This is a genomic window from Caldimonas sp. (genome assembly GCF_046289365.1).
In the GTDB taxonomy this organism is placed as follows: Bacteria; Pseudomonadota; Gammaproteobacteria; order Burkholderiales; family Burkholderiaceae_C; genus Caldimonas.
The window spans coordinates 1-18453 of record NZ_JBKBVU010000018.1 but is presented as its reverse complement, the minus strand read 5'-3'; the positions used below and the strand labels follow the sequence as shown (position 1 = coordinate 18453).

Below are 18453 nucleotides of genomic sequence, written 5' to 3'. Positions count from 1 at the left end.
ACGATCAGGTCAGCCAGCGCAGCGGCGCCAGCACGATCTGCGGGAAAAGGATCATCAGCAGCAGCAAGGCGACGTACACGGCCAGGAAGGGCAGCACGCCGCGGACCACCGGCTCCATGCGCAGCCGGCCCACGCCGGCCACCACGTTGAGCACCGTGCCCACCGGCGGCGTGAGCAGGCCCAGGCTGCCCACGAAGATGAAGACGAAGCCGAAGTACACCGGGTCGATGCCGGCCCGCGCCGCCAGCGGCGCCAGCACCGGGCCGAGGATCAAAATGGTGGGTGTGAGGTCCATCACCATGCCGATGGCCAGCAGGAAGACCGCCACCACCAGCATGAAGAGCACGCGGTGCTCCAGCAGCGGGCCGAAGCTGCGCGCCAGGTCGCCGGGCAGGTCGGCCAGCGTGATCATGTACGACGCCGCCGTGGCCGCACCGCACAGGAACATCACCACGCCGGTGGTCTTGGCGGCCGACACGAACACCTGATACAGACCGGCGGGCTTGAGTTCGCGGTAGACCAGCGTGGCCACCAGCAAGGCATAGACGGCGGCCACCACGGCCGCTTCGGTGGGCGTGAACAAGCCGAAGCGCAGGCCGCCGATGATGATGACCGGCAGCATCAGGGCCCACACGCTGCGGGCCAGCGCATGCCAGCGTTCGCTCCAGGGCGCCTTGTCGGCCACCGGCAACGCGGCCCGGCCCGAGATGCGCCGCCACACCAGCACCAGCGCCGTGGCCATCAGCACGCCGGGCACGATCCCGGCCAGGAAGAGCTTGCTGATCGAGGTGTTGGTGGTGACACCATAGATCACCATCGGCATCGACGGCGGGATGATGGGCGCGATGATGCCGCCCGAGGCGATCAAGCCCGCGCTGGAGCCGTCGGGGTAGTGCTGCCTGCGCATCATCGGCAGCAGCAGCGTGGCCAGGGCGGCCGTGTCGGCGATGGCCGAGCCGCTCATCGAGGCCAGCATCACCGAGGCCGCGATGGCCACGTAGCCCAGGCCCCCCTGGATGTGGCCCACGAACACGCGCGCCAGGTCGATGATGCGCCGGCTCAGGCCGCCGGCGTTCATCAACTCGCCGGCCAGGATGAAGAAGGGCACGGCCAGCAGCGGGAAGCTGTCGAAGCCGGCCTGCACGTTTTGCGCGAGCAGTTGGGCGTCGAAGAAGTCCAGGTGCACCATCAGGGCCAGCGCCGTGAGCATCAGCGCAAACGCGATGGGCACCCCCACCGTCATGGCCGCAAAGAGCACGAAGAGGAAGAGGGCGATCGTCATGGCGGTCGGGGCTCAATCGAGGTGCGAGGCGCTCGGGGCGGCCCGGTCGCCGTGGCGCAGCGCGGCCACGCATTCGGCCAGCAGGAGCACCGCCATCGCGGCGCCCATCACCAGCGTGCCCGCCGCGCCCAGCGCCAGCGGGTAATTCATCACCGGGCTGCGCGAGGCCAGGCCGGCCAGCACCTGCTGCCAGGACCCCGTGATGAGGTAGTACAGCGCCACGGCGATGAGTGCGCGGGTGAGCCAGCGGCACACTGCGGCACTTCGGCCCTGCAGGCGGCTGGTCACCATGTCGAAGCCCAGATGCTTGCCTTCGGCCATGGCCAGGACCGCGCCGATGCACACCAGCCACACGAAGAGCAGGCGCGACAGCTCCTCCGAGATGGCGAGGCCTGTGTTGAAGAAGTAGCGCAACACCATGTGGAGGAAGACGGCAAGGACCATGCCGGCCAGCCTAGGGGCCATGGCCGCCTCGGCAAGGCGGCGCGGGTTCCCCCCCGCGCCGTGGGGCGGCCGCCGCGACGAAGGGGCAGGGGACGGGGCAGAGGAGGAGGCAGAGCTCATGCGGGGGTCTCCGTCGAGTGGCGCAACCAGGCGAGCACCTGGTCGCGCAAGCGCTCCAGCGGCAAGGTGGCATCCAGGTGCAGCACACCCGGTTCGCCCACGGGGGATTCCAGCGTGGCGAACTGGCTGGCCACCAGGCTGGGCGGGAAGAGGTGGCCGGCGCGGGCGGCCACCCGCTCGCGGGCGGTGGCCTCGTCCAGGTCCAGGAAGGCAAAGTGCAGCCCCGGCCGGGCGGCGCGGAGCTGGTCGCGGTAGCGCTGTCTGAGCGCCGAGCAGGTCAGTACCGCCCCTTGCGGACGCTCGGCCAGCATCTGTCCCAGCCGGGCGAGCCAGCCTTCCCGGTCGGCATCGGTGAGGGCGATGCCGGCCTTCATCTTCGCCACGCTCTCGTGGGAATGGTAGTCGTCGCCCTCCAGCAAGGGCCAGGCCAGCGCTTCGGCACAGGCCCGGCCCAGGCTCGACTTGCCGCAACCGGCCACGCCCATCACCACCAGGGCGGCTGCGGCAGGGGAGGAAGTTGATTTGGTAGCGCTATCCATTGTCAAAACAGAAGGGCAAGGATGCTGACGACCGCAGGACGCTGTTTGAAGGGCTGTTCGCCGCGAAGAGGGAGTCGGGGGGGGGGGTTGTGTTGACGATTTGGTAGCGCTATCCTAGACCAAGAATCCCGCCGCATACCTAGGGTAAACCCTTGGATCTTCCTTCGCGCAAGCGCCGCTCCAGCGGTCGTGTCACCCTGCAGGACGTCGCCCGCGAGGCGCAGGTCAGCCCCATCACCGCGTCTCGGGCGCTGCGCGGCGAGCGCGGCGTGGCCAGCGAGCTGGTGGCGCGGGTGCGTTCGGCCGTCGAGCGCCTGGGTTATGTGCCCGATCCGGCGGCGCGGACCCTGGCCTCGCAGCGCAGCACGCAGGTGCCCGTGCTGGTGCCGATGCTGTCCAACGCCCTGTTCGTCGACCTGCTGGAAGCCGTGCACCGGGTGCTGTTCCCGGCCGGCTACCAGCCCTTGATCGGGGTCACGCACTACGATGCCGTGGAGGAGGAGCAGTTGCTGCGCAGCTACCTGGCTCACCGGCCGGCGGGGTTGCTGGTGACCGGCTTCGACCGCACCGAGGCCGCGCGGCGGCTGATTGCGGCCAGCGGCGTGCCCTGCGTGCACCTGATGGAAACCACCGACGCCCCGGGCGTGTTCTGCGTGGGCTTTTCGCAGACGGATGCGGGGGCCGACTTGACGCGCCACCTGCTGTCGCGCGGTCACCGGCGCATTGCCTTCATCGCCGCCCAGCTCGACCCGCGCACGATGCAGCGTGCCGAGGGCTACCGCAGGGCCTTGCGGCAGGCGCAGTGCTACGACCCGTCGCTGGAACTGCTCAGCCCCGAGCGCTCGTCGATCGCGCTGGGCGCGCGTTTGCTCGAGCAGTTGCTGCGTTTGCGGCCGGACACGCAGGCCGTGTTTTTCAACAATGACGACCTGGCCCAAGGCGGGCTGCTGGCGGCGCAGCGCCTCGGGGTGAAGGTGCCCGAGCAACTGGCCGTGGCCGGCTTCAATGACTTGGCCGGCAGCGATCAAATGTTGCCGCCGCTGACCACGGTGCGCACGCCACGCTCGCAGGTGGGCACCGAAGGCGCACGCATGTTGTTGCAACTCATCGGCGGTCAGCGGCCAGCTCAGGCTTGCGTGCGTCTGGGCTACGAGGTGGTGGTGCGGCAAAGTTCTTGAACCACCGCCCGGTTTTCAAGGACACTAGCGGGTTTGTGGCTTCTAGACGGTTCGAGTCGGCCTGCCGTGGCCGGGCCGGCTGCAACCGAGACGCGGTTCGATGTCCGAAACCGAAAAGGCCAGCGTGGATCCTCCATCACCGGGGGAATTGGATGATTGGCTGGGCCGCGCCCGTCGCGCGCTGGAAACAGGCCAGCTCCATCGGGCTCGCCAGTTGGCGCAACGGGCACTGGCCGGCGCCCAAGCCTGTTTGCACCGGCCCAGTGAGGCCCGCGCGCTGGCATGTTTGGCGTATTGTGATGCGCTGACGTCCCGCTGGCGCCGGGTGCACCCCAGCAGCCAACGTGCGGCGCATTTATTTCAGTTGTTGGGCGATGCGCTCGGCGAGGCCGACGCGCTGATCACGTTTTCCGGTGCAGCCAGTTGCCTGGGCCGCCACGAGGAAGCCGTGGAGGCGGCGCTGCTGGCCGTGCGCCTGGTCGAAGCCCTGCCGAGCGGGCAGCCGGCTGTGCTCGCATGCAACGCCTTGGCACAGGCCTACGCCTGGAGCCGCAGCTTCGAGGCCGCCGACGAGGCTTTCGATCGCGCCGAGCAACTGGCGGTGCGTTGCGACCCGCCGGAGCCGGTGCTCCAAATTTTGCTGCAAAGAGCCTACGCGCAGGCGCTGCGCTTGGTGGGCGAACGCTTTTTCAAGGGAGCATTGCCGGAGCGTTCCGGCTTCGAGGCCCTGCTGGCACGTTGCGTGCGCGAGGCTCATGTCAGCGGCGCCGAAGGGATTCAGCCGGGGCTGTTGGTCACACACCGCGCACTGATGGCCACGCTGTGCGGCTTGGCCGCTTGTTGGCGCGGCGAATCGTCCGTGGTACAGCGCGAGCTGGCTGAGGCCCGGCGCTGGACGGGCGAGTCGTCTGGCGGCACATGGCTGCAGGCCCTGGAGTGGTGGGTCGAGTGTGAATGGGCCTGGGACCAATCCCGCCTGGGGCAGGCCGTGCAGTGCGCAGCCTTGATGGTGGATGCCGCCATGGGTGCGGAGCACGAGCAGCTGGCCTGCCTGGGTCAATTGCTGCTGGCCCAGTTGCACGAATGCCAAGGGGATGAGCGCGGCGCGTTGGAAGTCCTGCGGTTGCTGCGTCGGCGCGAGGAGCTCATCCGCGCCGAAAGCCTACAGAGCCGATCGCGGGTGGTGAAGTGGCGGCTCGAACTGCGCGAACACGAACAGACCTTGCAGCAGCTCGAAGCCTCGTCCGAGCAGCTCGAACGGCTGTCGCTCGAGGATGCGCTGACCGGCATCTCCAACCGACGCCATTTCGAGCTGCGCCTGGGCGAGCGCCTGCGCAGCCGGGTCTTGGCCGGGCGACCGCTGTCGATCGCGCTGATCGATGTGAACGACTTCAAGCAGGTCAATGACCAGCATTCGCATCGCGTGGGCGATCAGGTGCTGTGTGCCATTGCGCGCATCCTGTGCAACCACGTGCGCGAAAACGACCTGCCGGCCCGTCTGGCCGGTGACGAGTTCGTCGTGGCCTTTTGGGATTCGGACGAAGCCGTGGCGCGCCAGGTGTGCGAGCGCATCGAGGCGGCCGTGGCCCATCACGATTGGAGCCGTATTGCCAGCGGCCTGCGCGTGAGCATCAGCGTGGGCGTCTCGCAGGCCCGAGCCGGCGACACGATCGCCCAACTCGTGCACCGCGCCGACGAGGCCATGTACGGCGCCAAGGCCGCGCGCCGGCAACGCTGAGCCACCGCGCGGCTGCCGCGGGCGGCTTCCCGTCGGTCGATCGAGCCCCCATTCGGGAAAACACGCAAGCCAGGCCGGCTGCATTTTCGAACGATCGTTCGATAATTGCCGCGCGTGTCAAACCTTGGAGCGCCTGTCTTGAGTCTTGCCCCCTATCCCCACCTCTTGCAGCCCCTGGACCTGGGCTTTACCACCTTGCGCAACCGCGTGCTGATGGGGTCGATGCACACCGGCTTGGAGGACGGGCGGCAATTCGACAAGCTCGCGGCCTACTTCGCCGAGCGCGCGCGCGGCGAGGTGGGGCTCATCGTCACCGGCGGCTTTGCGCCGAACGTGGAAGCTTGGGCCAAGCCCTTTGCGGGCCGGCTGGCCACGCATGGCGCAGCAAGGCGCCATCGCGTGGTGACGCAGGCCGTGCACGCCGAGGGGGGCAAGATCGCGCTGCAGATCCTGCACACGGGTCGCTACGCCTACCACCCGCTGGCGGTGGCACCCTCGCGGCTGAAGTCACCGATCTCGCCCTTCACGCCGCGCGAACTCAGTGCGCGCGGAGTGGAGCGTCAGATCCGTGCCTTCGTGCGCTGCGCCGTGCTGGCCCGCGAAGCCGGTTACGACGGCGTCGAGATCATGGGCAGCGAGGGCTACTTCATCAACCAGTTCCTTGCCGCAGCCACCAACCATCGCGACGATGAATGGGGCGGCCCCTACGAGAACCGCATGCGATTGGCGGTGGAGATCGTGCAGCGCTGCCGCGAGGCGGTGGGGCCCGACTTCATCCTGATCTATCGCCTGTCCATGCTCGACCTCGTGCCTGGCGGCAGCACCTGGGACGAGGTGGTGATGCTGGCCCGGGCCGTCGAGCGCGCGGGCGCCACGATCATCAACACCGGCATCGGCTGGCACGAGGCCCGCATCCCCACCATCGCCACCAGCGTGCCGCGCGGCGCCTTCGCCTGGGTGACGAAGAAGCTGCGCGGCGCGGTGAAGCTGCCGCTGGTGGCCACCAACCGCATCAACACGCCCGAGGTGGCCGAGCAGATCCTGGCCGACGGCTGCGCCGACATGGTGTCGATGGCCCGGCCGCTGCTGGCCGACCCCGAATTCGTGAAGAAGGCGCGCGAGGGCCGTGCCGACGAGATCAACACCTGCATCGCCTGCAACCAGGCCTGCCTGGACCATGTCTTCGTCAACAAGCTCAGCTCCTGCCTCGTCAACCCGCGCGCCTGCCGCGAGACCGAGCTCGTGATCCGCCCCACGCCGGCGCGCAAGCGGGTGGCCGTGGTGGGCGCCGGCCCGGCCGGGCTGGCGGCCGCCACCACCCTGGCCGAGCGCGGTCACGAGGTGGACCTCTTCGAGGCGGCCGGCGAAATCGGCGGCCAGCTCAACATGGCCAAGGTCGTGCCGGGCAAGGAGGAGTTCCACGAGATGCTGCGCTACTTCCGCCGCCGCGTGGAGCTCACCGGCGTGCGCCTGCACCTGAACACCATGGTGCAACCCGACACCCTGACCCGGGCCGGCTACGACGAGGTGCTGCTGGCCACCGGCGTGCGCCCACGCGACCCGCGCATCCCCGGGCAAGACCATCCCAAGGTGCTGAGCTACATCGACGTGCTGCGTCACGGCGCGGCGGTGGGCCGTCGCGTGGCCATCGTGGGGGCCGGGGGCATCGGCTTCGACGTGGCTGAGCACCTGGTGCACGACGGGCATTCGCCCACGCTGAACCTGTCCGAATGGCTGGAAGAATGGGGCGTGGGCGACCCGGTCCAGGCCCGCGGCGGCGTGGAGGGCGTGCAGCCGCGCGTGTCACCGCCGGCCCGCGAGGTGACCCTTCTGCAGCGCCGCGCCGGCAAGCTGGGCGAACGCCTGGGCAAGACCACCGGCTGGATCCACCGCACCACGCTCAAGCACAAAGGCGTGCGCATGATCGGCGGCGTGAACTATGAGCGCATCGACGACCGCGGCCTGCTCATCAGCCACGGCGAGAAGCACGAGGACCCGACCTGGCTGGAGGTGGACCACATCGTGCTGTGCGCGGGCCAGGAGCCGCTGCGCGACCTCGCCGAGCCGCTGCGCGCCGCCGGCGTGCGCGTGCACCTGATCGGCGGTGCCGACGAGGCCGCCGAACTGGATGCCAAGCGCGCCATCGACCAGGGCACACGCCTGGCAGCGAGCCTGTGACCGCTCACTCGGCCGCCGGGGCCATCGACACGTTGGGCTTGCGTACCAGCACCACCAGCAGCGCACCGATGGCCAGCACGGCCACGCTGATCCAGGCTGCGTTCCAGCCACCCAGGGTTTGGCTGTTCACATAGGACAGGCTGGACCACAACATGTAGCCGCACACCAGGCAGAACAGCGCCGGCAGCAGCGGATACAGCGGCACCTTGAACGGCCGCTCGACGTGCGGCTCGCGGATGCGCAGCACGATGAGCGAGATGCCGCTGAGCAGGAAGAAGAGCCAGAACACCGGCGCGGTGAACTCCACCATCGCCTTGAAGCCGCCGCCGGCCCAGGTGCCGATGGCCACCAGGGCCAGGGCCAAGACGCATTGCAGCCGCAGGGCCTGCAGCGGGGCCCCCCGCTGGGCGTCCCAGTGCGCGAGCCAGCGCAGGGCCGACCAGTCGCAGCCCAGCGCATAGCTCGTGCGTGCGCCCACGATCATCGTGGCGTTGATCGAGGTGAGCGCCGCCACCGCCACCATCAGCGAGATCAGCCACTCGCCGACCGGCCCGAAGCTCACCCTGAGCAGGTCGGCCGCCACCGCATTCGATGTCGCCATGCCGTTCAGGCCCAACCCTTGCCAGTAGGCCCACACCACCGCGAGGTACAGGCCGGTGATGATGAGGATCGACAGCACCAGGGCGCGCGCGGTATTGCGCCGCTTGTCACGCACCTCGGCGCTGATGTAGGCCGCTTCGTTCCAGCCGCCGTAGGCCAGCAGCACGAAGACCATCGCCAGACCGAACATGGCCGGCGACGGGGTGGCCGCGGGGGCGGCGGTGCCGGCCCCGGCGCTGCCGTCGGGCAGGGCCACGGCCGCCCCGATGATCAGCATCAGGCCGAGGATCTCCAGTGCGGTCAGCCCCAACTGGGTGGAGGACATCGCCCGCACGCCACGCAGGTGGATGTGCGTGAGCACCAGCACGCTCAGCGCGGCGTACACCGCCGAACTGCCGGTGGGGCTCAGGCCCGCCAGCGGCAGCACGGCCGTCATGTAGTCGCCGAACACGAAGGCCAGCAGCGCAATCGAGCCGGTGGTGATGACCGACAGCCGGGCCCAGCCGAACAGCAGCGAGACCGGCCGGCCGTAGGCACGCTGCAGATAATGGTAGTCGCCGCCCGCATGGGGGTAGGCGGTGGCCAGTTCGGCATAACACAGGGCACCGATCAGCGAGGCCAGCCCGCCCAGCACCCAGGCCGCGAACATCCAGGTGACATCGCCGGCCATGCCCGCCACCAGTGAGGGCGACTTGAAGATGCCCGCGCCGATGACCACGCCCACGATGATCGCGATGGCCTCACGCAGGCGCAGCACCTCTCCAGGGCCGTGCGGACGGGGGTCGGCGGGGCGGGTCGGCTCGGTCATGGGCGTTCTCGCAGGCATCATGACGGGGCGGCACAGGCCGGACGAGCGAATTGCGATCACGCAGCGCTGCGGGAAGTTTCGTGCTTCGGTGCGAACAGCGCAAACAGCGCGGGAGGGCCTCGCGGGCACGGGAAAACCCGAGCCCCGGAACGTGGGGGAGCGGCGGGAAAGGCCTCTGGACGACCGCCGCCGGCATGCCCCTAGACTTCCCCCAAAAGAGGGAAGTGTTTTCCCGGAGAAGCCCCGATGCTGCGCCTGCGCCCGGTGCCGTTTCGATGGAAGGTGGCCGCCTTGCCCGCGCTCAGCAGTATCGGGGTGACCCTGGCTGTGGCCTGGGCCCAGGTGCACCTGACCAGTGAGCGCATCGTCCAGGAAGCCGGACGCGAAGTCGCAGGGGTGGCCTGGGCCGTGGCCGACCGGCTCTCGCGCGACATGGCTGCGCGGGGCACCGAGGTGCGGCTGCTGGCCCTGATACAGACTCAGCAGCCCCACAGCCCGCCCGATGAGATCCGCCGCCAGCTCGAACTGCTGCAACGCCAGGTGCCCAGCTATGCCTGGATCGGCTTCCTCGATGCCGAGGGCCGGGTCGTGGCCGCCACCGGCGGGGTTTTCGAAGGCGGCGACGGTGCAGACCGGCCCGTCTTCACGCAGGGTCGCCAGGGCCTGTGGTTCGGCGACGTCCACCCGGCCGTGGTCTTGGAGCGCCTGCTCAACCCGGTGGGGGCCGAGGCGCTGCAGTTCGTCGATGTGGCCGCCCCGGTGCACGACATGCAGCAGCGCTTCCGGGGTGTCCTGGCGGCCCACCTGGGCTGGCGTTGGGCCCGCGAAGTCGCCGAAGACGTGCTGCGCCCCTACGAAAACCGACACCGGCTGGAGGTGCTCATCCTCGATGCGCAGGGGCAGGTGATCCAGGGGCCGGCCGCGATGCGCCAGCGGCCGGTCCCGATCGATCCGCGGGCCTTGCCACAGCCGGGCGAACGCTACCGCCTGGCCCGCTGGGATGATGGAACCGAGGCAATGACGGCCGTGGCCGCCAGCACTCCCCATGGCGACTTCCCCGGGCTGGGCTGGCGTGTGGTGGTGCGCCAGCCCATCGGTGTGGCGCTGGCGCAGGCCAGGCAGGCCGGGCGGCAGATCTTTGCCTGGGGCGCGGGCGTGGGGCTGGCCTTTCTCGGGCTGGGGCTGTGGCTGGCGCGCCGGGTGTCACAGCCGGTGCACCAACTGCTGCGCAGCACCGGCGGCCTGCAACATGCTGGCGAACGGGGCGGGCGGACTCCGGACCGCCGCCAGGTGGACGTGCGCTGGGTGGCCGAGCTGATGCAGCGCATGGACCGCGACCTCGCCTCGCGCGAGCGCGAGGTGCGCCGGCTGCGCCACGAGGCCACGCACGACCCGCTCACCGGCCTGCCCAACCGCGCCTTCCTGGCCGCCCTGCTGGAGCGGGCGGCTGTGCCCACGCGCGAGGTTCGTGAGCTGGTGGTGATGTGCATGGACCTCGACGACTTCAAGGGCGTGAACGACCGCCATGGTCATGACGTGGGCGATGCCGTGTTGCGCGAGGTGGCCTGGCGGCTGCGCAGCCTGCTGCGCGAGGAGGACGTGCCGGTGCGGCTGGGCGGCGACGAGTTCCTCTTGCTGGTGCAGGCCGTGCCGGGCGACGGCGAGCGGCTGGCCGACCGCATGGCCGAGCGCCTCGTGCAGGCGCTCAGTGTGCCGATGCGCGTGGGGACGTCCCTCGTCCCTGTGGGGTGCAGCCTGGGTGCGGTGGTGTGGCGCAGCGACGCGCCGGCCTCGCTGCAGGCTGCCTGGACCCGCGCCGACCGGGCGCTCTACCAGGCCAAGTCCGAGGGCAAGCGCCGCTGGTGCCGGCTGCCGCTGGAGCCGGGGCTCCCGCAGCGGTGAAGCATGGGCGTATTTGTTTATAACCTGAGGTGATCCTTAGAATATGTGAAGTATCTGCTTCACATCGACGTGCCAAGGACACCCATGCCCCCTGTCATCGGCCACCGCAACCTGCCCGACGCGCTGCTGCGCGCGCGCGAATCGGTGATGCGCTATTTCCGCCCCAACCTCAAGGTCGCGGGGGTGACCGAGCAGCAGTGGCGGGTGATCCGCGTGCTGTCCGACCGGGGTGAGCTGGAGGTGGGCCAGATCGCGGCGGCCGCCTGCATCCCGGGGCCCAGCCTGACCGGCGTGCTCGAGCGCATGGAACGCGACGACTGGGTGCGGCGTTTCCGCATCTCCACCGACCAGCGCAAGGTCATCGTCGAGCTGACGCCCAAGGCTCGCCGCTTGGTGCAGCGCATGCTCGGTCGCATCGACGAGCGCTACCGGGCCATCGAGGCCCAGCTCGGGCCCCAGGCGCTCGACGCCTTGCACGCCCTGCTCGAGCAAGTGGCGGCCCTGCCCGACCCGGCCGCCCCGGCGCCGGTGAAACTGCCGGTGCGCCGCAAGCCCGCGGCCAAGGCCCCCGACGGGCCGGCGGTGACCGACGCGGCCTGATCCGCGGCTTCAGCCGCCGAAGCGTCCGGCGCGGAAATCCTGCACCGCCTGGAAGATCTCCTCCTGGCTGTTCATCACGAAGGGCCCGTACTGCACGATGGGTTCATGCAGCGGCTTGCCGGCCAGCAGCAAGGCACGGCTGTCGGTCATGGCCTGCAGGGCCACACCATCCCCCTCGTTGCGCAGCAGGGCCATGTGGCCGGCGCTCACCTCGGTGCCCCCGATCGCCAGTCGGCCGCGGTAGACGTAAACGAAGGCGTTGTGCCCGTCCGGCACGGGCTGCGCGAAGTGCGTGCCCGATGTCAGGTGCACGTCCAGGTACAACGGCTCGGTGACCTCGCGCTGCACGGCGCCGGCCACGCCATGGCTGTGGCCGGCGATCACCCGCACCCGCCAGCCTGCAGCCGTGTGCTCGGGGATGTCCTCGCTGCGGATGTCGCGGTACCACGGGGCGCACATCTTGTCGCGCGCAGGCAGGTTCAGCCAGAGCTGGAAGCCCTCCATGCGGCCTTCCTCCTGCTCGGGCAGCTCGGAATGGATCACGCCGCGCCCGGCCGTCATCCATTGCACGTCACCGGGGCCGAGCAGGCCTTCATGGCCGGCGCTGTCGCGGTGGCGCATGCGCCCGGCGATCATGTAAGTCACCGTCTCGAAGCCGCGGTGCGGGTGGTCCGGGAAGCCGCCGATGTAATCCTCGGGCCGGTCGGTGCCGAAGGCATCGAGCATCAGGAAGGGATCGAGCCGACGCTGCAAGGGCTGGGTCAGCACGCGCGTGAGCTTCACCCCTGCGCCGTCGGACGTGGCCACACCGGCCACCAGCCGCTCCACGCGACGGGGGTGCTCGACCACATCGTGGCGGTCGGTCGGTGTGATGACGGTCATGGCAGGAGCTCCTCTCGCAAAGAACAGGGCCGGGTCAGGCCAGCACCGCGTCGATCTCGGCCTGCGCGTTCGCCAGGGCCTGGCGCTCGGCCTCGGGGCCCATTGCCAGACCCTCGGCATAGATGAACTGCACATCGGTCATGCCCAGGAAGCCCAGCACGGTCTTCAGATAGGGCACTTGGCTGTCCGAGGGCTGGTTGCGGTAGATGCCGCCGCGCGTGAGCACGACATAGACCTTCTTGCCCTTGAGCAGGCCTTCAGGGCCCTTCTCGGTGTACTGGAAGGTCACCTTGGCGCGCGAAATCGCGTCGATCCAGTTCTTCAACTGCACCGGCACCCCGAAGTTGTACATCGGCACGCCCAGCACCACCACGTCGGCCGCCTGAATTTCGGCGATCAGCGCATCATCCAGGGCCACACGGGCGGCCTGCTCGGGCGTGCGCTGCTCGGCAGGGGTGAACAAGGCGCCCAGGGCCGCCTCGTCCAGCACGGGATGGGGCGTGCGGGCCAGGTCGCGCACGGTCACGCGGGCCTGCGGATGACGCTCGCGCAGCCGCTCGACCAGGGCGCTGGCCAGCCGGGTCGAGTGCGAGCCGTCGATGCGGGCGCTGGAATTGACTTGCAGGATGTTCATGGTCTGCTCCTCGTGAAAGCGTCTGGGTTGCGGATGTCTTGAACTTTAGTTGTCTCAAAATCGATCCGGAAGATCATCTTTCGGATAAGATTGAACCATTGATGGAACAATGAGGGCGGCATGAACCTCCAGGCTGACGATCTGTTGCTGTTCGCCCGCGTGGCCGACGAAGGCAGCTTCAGCCGCGCCGCCGAGCGCACCGGCCTGCCCAAATCCACCGTGTCGCGCCGGCTGGCGGCGCTGGAGGCCCAGCTCGGCGAGCGGCTGCTGCTGCGCACCACCCGCAAGCTCACCCTCACCGACTTCGGCCACCATGTGCTGGCCCATGCCCGCCAGGTGGCCGACGAGGTCGAGGCGGCGGCCCTGCTCGCTCAGCACCGCCAGGCCGAGCCCAGCGGCCGCCTGCGCGTGTCCATGCCGGGCGACTTCGCCAACCTGGTGCTCAGCCAACTGCTGGCGGACTTCATCGCCCGCCACCCTGCCATCACCCTGGAGGTGGACATCACCCCGCGGCGCGTGGACCTCATCGGCGAGAACTTCGACCTGGCCATCCGCATGGGCGAGCTGGCCGATGATGCCTCGCTTGCCGCGCGGCGCCTGGCGGTGCTGTCGGTGGGCCTGTATGCCTCGCCGACCTACATCGCCCGGCAGGGCCTGCCCTCCGAACCCGAGGCCCTGATGGAGCACGAGGCCCTGCGCCTGCTCTCGCGCAACGGCGAGCCGGCCCCCTGGGTGCTCAGCCGCGGCGAGATGCGCTGGGAGGGCATTCCACCGGGGCGGGCCACCATCAACTCACCCGAACTGCTGATGCGGCTGGCCCGTGCCGGCGCGGGCATCGCGGCCGTGCCCGACCATTTCGCCGAACCCTATGTGCGCAGCGGCGAACTCCAGCCCCTGCTGACCGACTGGCACCTGCCCGCCACGGTGGCCTGGGCGGTGTTCCCGGGCCGGCGCCTGATGCCCGCGCGCACCCGGGCGCTACTCGATGCGCTGGAGCGCCAGTTCAGCGGCGAGGCCTGCCAGGCCGTGGACCGGCGGGTGCAGGCGACGCTGGCGCCTTGGCGCAGCGGCCAGCACACGGCGCCCTGAGCAGGGTTCAGTCGGCCAGCGTGTCCGCGGCTGCCGGCGCCTGTGATTGCGAGCGTGCGCGCAGGTTCAGCCACACCGAGGCCGCCCCGCTGGCGGTGATCAGGCCCATGCCGGTGAAGGCCCAGGCATCGGGCGCCTGCGAGAAAATGATCCAGCCCCACAGCGTTGCAAATGCGATCTGGGCGTAGGTGAAGGGCATCAGCACGGCCGCCGGTGCCCGCCCAGGCCGTAGATGAAGGCCAGGTGGCCGAATGTGCCCATCAAGGCCACCACGGCCAGCACGGCCCATTGCCCCCAGTCCGCCTGGGCGAGCGCCGTGAAGGTGCCAGCCGGGCTGAGCAGCAGGCCCAGGCTGAGCAGCCCGGCGCCCACCACCCCGGTGCAAAAGTGCGTGGTCATCGGCGACTCCAGCCCCGACAGGCGGCTCGTGACCAACTGGAACAGCGCGCTGGCCAGGGCCACCATCAGCGGCAGCAGCGCCGCTGTGCCGAACAGGGCACTGCCCGGGCGGATCACGAGCAATGCCCCACCAAAGGCCACGATGACCAGGGCCCAGCGCAGGGCACTGACGTGCTCGCGCAGCACCAGCGGTGCCAGCAGCGTCACGAACACCGGCGCCAGCATCACCACGGCCGTGAACTCGGCCAGCGGCATCACCCGCAGCGCATAGAAGGCCAGCACGCTCGTGGTGAGCAGCAACACGCCGCGCAGTACCTGAAAGCGCGGGTGCAGCACACGAAAGCGCCGTGCCCCGCCGCGCAGGGCCAGCCACACCCCCATGACAAGCGCCTGCACGGCATAGCGGAACCACACCACCACCAGCATGGGCAACGCCAGGCTCAGGTGCTTCACGCCGCTGTCGAGCGTGGCAAAACAGGCCACGGCCAGCACCGTCAGCCCGATGCCGGACAATACACGCGAGGGCGCAGCCGCGGTGGCAGGGTTCACGAAGGCAGGTGGATGCGATCGGCCAGCGCTTCCCACACCGGGCGCAGCGTGCCGCTCAGGTAGGGCAGGGCGCCCAGGTCGGTGTGGCTCTCGTCGGGCGAGTGGAAGTCGGAGCCGCGCGAGGCCAGCAGGTCGAACTCCTGCGCCAGCGCCGCGTACTTCACGTAGTCCTGCTGGGTGTGGCTGCCGGTGACGACCTCCACGCCGCGACCGCCGAACTCGCGGAACTCGCTGAACAGCGCGTACTCCTCATTCGCCGTGAACTTGTAGCGCCCCGGGTGCGCCACCACGGCCACGCCGCCGGCGTTCACGATCCAGCCCACGGCATCGCGCAGGCTGGCCCAGCGGTGTGGCACATAGCCGGGCTTGCCTTCGGTGAGGTATTTACGGAACACCTCCTGCGTGTCGCGGCAGGCGCCCACCTCCACCAGGAAGCGCGCAAAGTGGGTGCGCGAAATCAGCTCGGGGTTGCCCACGTACTTCAGCGCCCCTTCATAGGCCCCATGGATGCCCACCCGCGCCAGCCCCTCGGCCATCTCCCGCGCCCGCGCCTCGCGCCCGCCGCGCGTGCGCGCCAGCCCCGCCACCAGGGCCGCGTCGTCCGGGTCGAACCCCAAGCCGACGATGTGCACGGTTTCACCCGCGAAGGTCACGGAGATCTCGGTGCCCGTGAGGTAAGGCAGCCCCAGCCTGGAAGCGGCCGCCCGCGCCCGGTGCTGCCCGCCCACCTCGTCATGGTCGGTCAGTGCCCACAACTGCACCCCATTGGCCTGTGCGCGCGCCGCCAAGTCCTCCGGGCAAAGCGTGCCGTCGGAGATGCTGGAATGGCAGTGGAGATCGGCGTTGAGCACGCCGGCGGGCGAGAAGTTCACATCTGCATTGTAGGAAGGCGGGGCCACCGAGACCGGCCAGGGGGCATCGGCAAAGGCGGGACTGCCAAGAGCGGCGAGAAAAAAAGCACGGACCAGCCGGCCCCACCACGTCGCTCTTGCCCCTTTGGGGGGGGTATTGCCCGCACCTGTGAGCACAGGCAAAGTGCGCCTTGCGAACGCTGCGCCGATTTGCATGAAATTCAGTACTGTGCAAATATACAGTCTTTGCTTGCCAACCCAGGCTGGGCAAGGGTTACCGTCCGATCAGACCGTCGGTGTTAGGGAGACGGCCGGCGGTGTTATGCAGCAGTTTTGCTCCCTATAACACGTTAGAACTCACTAGGAGGACTGGTGTGTCGAAGAACAAGCACAAATACGAGAAGGCGCGGGAGCTGGCTCACAGGGCCCTGGAGAACTTGCATTCCAGGGGTCAAGAGAGGGCCACTGGTCAGGAACTTCTGGCTTGGATCCGTAAGCACCACAAATCCGATCTCCCGCTCGTCGAGAAAAGCTGGGGAACATTTCTAACTCGGATGCTCGATGACCCGGAATCTCATGTCATCCGTGAGCCTGGTAGGTACGGCTACAAGTTGGAGATGCCGACCCCCGATCCGGTGCATGTTCCAGAGGAGGAATCAGCGCAACAGGTTGAGGCGTCACCAGCGAAGTCAAATCGCGAGCAGCGCTTGTACGCGTTACTCGCCGAATGGTTAGAGGCGAAGGACTATCAAGCTGAAGACACCTCCTCGTCGAAAAAGGGCGGTGCCTGGGGCAACCCCGATGTCGTTGGAATTCGGTGCTTTGAAGGGTTTAGTTCGACGCTGCACCTTGAGCTGGTTTCCGTCGAGGCAAAGCTCACAGACTTCAACTGGCGACGTGTCTTTTTTGAAGCGGTATCTCACAAGAGGTTTGCGGACAGGGCTTACTTCGCCTTCTCGCACGGCGCATCCGAGCCGTCGGTTCAAAAGCTGCCGGAGTTCCAGGAGCTACGTGAGTACGGTGAGAAGTACCGAGTTGGCATCCTTGTCGTCTTCATGGAGCCGGACATCCACAGGCAGCTTTGCGAAGCCACGGCTTCCGCGCTACCGAACCTGTCTCTCGAAAACGTCCGCGTAGAAGAGGTTTGGCCGGCCGTGAGCGATCCCGTCCAAGCGGCTACCCGCGAGCGCTTCATGCGGGAGGTGCTCGACATAAACACGCTGCATCAGCTGCACAAGTTTGGCTCTTAACTGGTGAGTTCTAACCATTCCATCGAGGGGATGTCCAGCCGGCTGCGCCGTCTGGCCACCCCTCATGTCAAACGTTAGGCGTCACAGGAGATATCGTGGCTCGCGAAGACTATCTCTTCACCGGACCTGATTCGTATGCGGTCGACCGCCACCAGCGGCAACAGATGGCAGCGGATATTGAGAAGCTCGACGCAGACCGCCTTCTCAACACTCCGGTCGAGGACTTGGCGGTCTACTTCGCCGAGAAGTACAGGATCACAGTTCCGACGCTTGATGTAGACAACGTCGTGGTCGATCAGCGAGAGAGACAGATTGACGTTAGCCGCGATCCGATGCGCATGATCATGGATCGCAGCAGGCCTTTCTACATTACAGGCACCGAGATCGAAGTCGAGGTACCTTTCAGTGGTGAGGCCGAGGCCTTCAAGATTCAGCCCAATCCATACACCTTGAATCCGCCGCGCGCTTCAGTGCGCGGCTCGCTCGTCACCTTCAGCATCGTCGGCACCGACTTAGACGCTGGGCAGGTGCGTGCACAGATTGACAGAACGATTGCCGAGATCCAGAGCTACCTCGGGAACCTGCGCGGGAACATGGCGAGCTTGAATGACCAACTGCTGGGCGAGGCGCGCTCTGCCATTGAAGCTCGCCGGACCAAGCTGCTCGCAAGCCGCAACATGGTCGCGAGCCTGGGCTTCAAGATGAAGGAGCGAGAGAACGCACCGAAGACCTTTGTCGCGCCAGAGGTCCGGCGGAAGCTCTCGCCGGTCATGCCGCCGGCAAGCAGCGCCCCCTTTAAACCCGAGCCCCAGTTGGCTAGTGCGGATTACGAGCACATCCTGGGCGTCATGCAAGCGATGACGCAGGTGATGGAGCTTAGCCCCTCCGCTTTTCACGACATCGACGAGGAAGGTCTGCGGTCCCACTTTCTCGTTCAACTGAACGGACACTATCAAGGCCAAGCAACAGGCGAGACCTTCAACTACGAAGGGAAGACCGACATCTTGATCCGATCAGAGGGGCGCAACATATTCATCGCTGAGTGCAAGTTCTGGTCCGGCCCGAAGAAGCTCATCGATACGATCGATCAGTTGCTTGGCTATAGCGCTTGGCGCGACACGAAGACAGCTATTGTTCTCCTCAACCGGAACCGCGACTTCTCGAAGGTGCTGGCAGCGATTCCAGACTGCGTCCGCTCGCATCCAAAGTACAAGCGAGACCTCCAGGGTTCGACCGAGACTACCTTCCGCTACGTGTTCACTAATCGGGATGACCCGGGCCAAGAACTGTTCTTGACGGTACTCGCCTTCGACGTGCCCACGCCCCGACAGTGACGCCTAACCCATCGCTCGAGCGGACCTCCACCGGCAGAGGCGCTTGGCCCTTCCCGGGCCAGCCAGTACATTGTCC

At 68.1% G+C, this 18453-nt stretch carries 17 protein-coding genes; 8 read left to right on the top strand and 9 right to left on the bottom strand.

All coding sequences use genetic code 11. The features are described 5' to 3' along the window. Positions 1-4: 4 nt before the first annotated feature. From ACK42S_RS03530 to ACK42S_RS03520, 3 genes are all read right to left on the bottom strand, one after another. A complete protein-coding gene (locus tag ACK42S_RS03530) occupies positions 5-1282 on the bottom strand; it encodes a TRAP transporter large permease (protein ID WP_409703414.1) in 1278 nt (425 codons plus the stop codon). Between the two features lie 12 nt (positions 1283-1294). Further along, entirely contained in the window at positions 1295-1747 is a 453-nt protein-coding gene (locus ACK42S_RS03525; RefSeq protein WP_409703411.1) for a TRAP transporter small permease, read from the bottom strand. A gap of 95 nt (positions 1748-1842) precedes the next feature. After that, positions 1843-2385 (bottom strand): gluconokinase, encoded by a 543-nt coding sequence (locus ACK42S_RS03520; RefSeq protein ID WP_409703408.1) that lies wholly within the window; start codon positions 2383-2385, stop codon positions 1843-1845. Positions 2386-2537: 152 nt separating this feature from the next. Between ACK42S_RS03520 and ACK42S_RS03515 the strand changes: the two genes are divergently transcribed. The 3 genes from ACK42S_RS03515 to ACK42S_RS03505 all read left to right on the top strand — a co-directional run bounded on the left by ACK42S_RS03515 (position 2538) and on the right by ACK42S_RS03505 (position 7479). Further along, positions 2538-3563, top strand: coding sequence for a LacI family DNA-binding transcriptional regulator (locus ACK42S_RS03515; protein WP_409703405.1), 1026 nt, complete (start codon positions 2538-2540; stop codon positions 3561-3563). A 100-nt stretch (positions 3564-3663) separates the two neighbouring features. After that, on the top strand, positions 3664-5301 hold the full coding sequence (locus tag ACK42S_RS03510; RefSeq protein WP_409703402.1) for a diguanylate cyclase: 1638 nt from the start codon (positions 3664-3666) through the stop codon (positions 5299-5301). Positions 5302-5439: 138 nt separating this feature from the next. Beyond that, positions 5440-7479: an FAD-dependent oxidoreductase gene (locus ACK42S_RS03505; RefSeq protein ID WP_409703399.1), complete on the top strand. Its 2040-nt coding sequence runs from the start codon at positions 5440-5442 to the stop codon at positions 7477-7479. Positions 7480-7483: 4 nt separating this feature from the next. Here the strand turns inward: ACK42S_RS03505 and ACK42S_RS03500 are convergent, their stop codons facing one another. Continuing rightward, positions 7484-8887, bottom strand: a complete 1404-nt coding sequence (locus ACK42S_RS03500) for an APC family permease (protein ID WP_409703396.1) — start codon at positions 8885-8887, stop codon at positions 7484-7486. A 246-nt stretch (positions 8888-9133) separates the two neighbouring features. Here ACK42S_RS03500 and ACK42S_RS03495 point away from each other — a divergent pair, with 246 nt between their 5' ends. Further along, positions 9134-10789, top strand: coding sequence for a diguanylate cyclase domain-containing protein (locus ACK42S_RS03495; RefSeq protein WP_409703393.1), 1656 nt, complete (start codon positions 9134-9136; stop codon positions 10787-10789). A gap of 84 nt (positions 10790-10873) precedes the next feature. After that, the gene (gene hpaR / locus ACK42S_RS03490) at positions 10874-11389 is read left to right on the top strand and encodes a homoprotocatechuate degradation operon regulator HpaR (protein ID WP_409703390.1); all 516 of its coding nucleotides are present in this window, start codon (positions 10874-10876) and stop codon (positions 11387-11389) included. A gap of 9 nt (positions 11390-11398) precedes the next feature. Here hpaR and ACK42S_RS03485 read toward each other — a convergent pair whose 3' ends face one another. Next, complete coding sequence (locus ACK42S_RS03485) at positions 11399-12271, bottom strand: pirin family protein (protein WP_409703387.1); 873 nt, start codon at positions 12269-12271, stop codon at positions 11399-11401. Between the two features lie 34 nt (positions 12272-12305). After that, positions 12306-12905 (bottom strand): FMN-dependent NADH-azoreductase, encoded by a 600-nt coding sequence (locus ACK42S_RS03480; RefSeq protein WP_409703384.1) that lies wholly within the window; start codon positions 12903-12905, stop codon positions 12306-12308. Between the two features lie 120 nt (positions 12906-13025). On the opposite strand from ACK42S_RS03480, the gene ACK42S_RS03475 reads away from it, so the two are divergent. After that, positions 13026-13994, top strand: coding sequence for a LysR family transcriptional regulator (locus ACK42S_RS03475; protein ID WP_409703381.1), 969 nt, complete (start codon positions 13026-13028; stop codon positions 13992-13994). Positions 13995-14001: 7 nt separating this feature from the next. On the opposite strand, the gene ACK42S_RS03470 is transcribed toward ACK42S_RS03475, so the two are convergent. From ACK42S_RS03470 to ACK42S_RS03460, 3 genes are read right to left on the bottom strand one after another with little or no spacing between them, the layout of a single operon-like run. Beyond that, positions 14002-14193, bottom strand: coding sequence for a hypothetical protein (locus tag ACK42S_RS03470; protein WP_409703378.1), 192 nt, complete (start codon positions 14191-14193; stop codon positions 14002-14004). After that, positions 14193-14942, bottom strand: a complete 750-nt coding sequence (locus ACK42S_RS03465) for a DMT family transporter (RefSeq protein ID WP_409703375.1) — start codon at positions 14940-14942, stop codon at positions 14193-14195. Before ACK42S_RS03465 ends, ACK42S_RS03470 begins: the two co-directional genes overlap by 1 nt. After that, entirely contained in the window at positions 14939-15814 is an 876-nt protein-coding gene (locus tag ACK42S_RS03460) for a 3',5'-nucleoside bisphosphate phosphatase (protein ID WP_409703372.1), read from the bottom strand. The genes ACK42S_RS03465 and ACK42S_RS03460 overlap by 4 nt, the downstream gene beginning before the upstream one ends. Before the next feature lie 353 nt (positions 15815-16167). Between ACK42S_RS03460 and ACK42S_RS03455 the strand changes: the two genes are divergently transcribed. Together ACK42S_RS03455 and ACK42S_RS03450 are read left to right on the top strand one after the other, a co-directional pair. Then, on the top strand, positions 16168-17043 hold the full coding sequence (locus ACK42S_RS03455; RefSeq protein ID WP_409703369.1) for a hypothetical protein: 876 nt from the start codon (positions 16168-16170) through the stop codon (positions 17041-17043). Between the two features lie 95 nt (positions 17044-17138). Further along, complete coding sequence (locus tag ACK42S_RS03450; RefSeq protein WP_409703366.1) at positions 17139-18377, top strand: hypothetical protein; 1239 nt, start codon at positions 17139-17141, stop codon at positions 18375-18377. Positions 18378-18453 lie beyond the last annotated feature (76 nt).

Coding starts and splice junctions, on each gene's coding strand:
- ACK42S_RS03520 (WP_409703408.1), bottom strand. CDS start 2,385: ATGGATAGCGCTACCAAATCAACTTCCTCCCCTGCCGCAGCCGCCCTG.
- ACK42S_RS03525 (WP_409703411.1), bottom strand. CDS start 1,747: ATGGCCCCTAGGCTGGCCGGCATGGTCCTTGCCGTCTTCCTCCACATG.
- ACK42S_RS03510 (WP_409703402.1), top strand. CDS start 3,664: ATGTCCGAAACCGAAAAGGCCAGCGTGGATCCTCCATCACCGGGGGAA.
- ACK42S_RS03530 (WP_409703414.1), bottom strand. CDS start 1,282: ATGACGATCGCCCTCTTCCTCTTCGTGCTCTTTGCGGCCATGACGGTG.
- ACK42S_RS03480 (WP_409703384.1), bottom strand. CDS start 12,905: ATGAACATCCTGCAAGTCAATTCCAGCGCCCGCATCGACGGCTCGCAC.
- ACK42S_RS03475 (WP_409703381.1), top strand. CDS start 13,026: ATGAACCTCCAGGCTGACGATCTGTTGCTGTTCGCCCGCGTGGCCGAC.
- ACK42S_RS03470 (WP_409703378.1), bottom strand. CDS start 14,193: ATGCCCTTCACCTACGCCCAGATCGCATTTGCAACGCTGTGGGGCTGG.
- ACK42S_RS03485 (WP_409703387.1), bottom strand. CDS start 12,271: ATGACCGTCATCACACCGACCGACCGCCACGATGTGGTCGAGCACCCC.
- hpaR (WP_409703390.1), top strand. CDS start 10,874: ATGCCCCCTGTCATCGGCCACCGCAACCTGCCCGACGCGCTGCTGCGC.
- ACK42S_RS03495 (WP_409703393.1), top strand. CDS start 9,134: ATGCTGCGCCTGCGCCCGGTGCCGTTTCGATGGAAGGTGGCCGCCTTG.
- ACK42S_RS03500 (WP_409703396.1), bottom strand. CDS start 8,887: ATGACCGAGCCGACCCGCCCCGCCGACCCCCGTCCGCACGGCCCTGGA.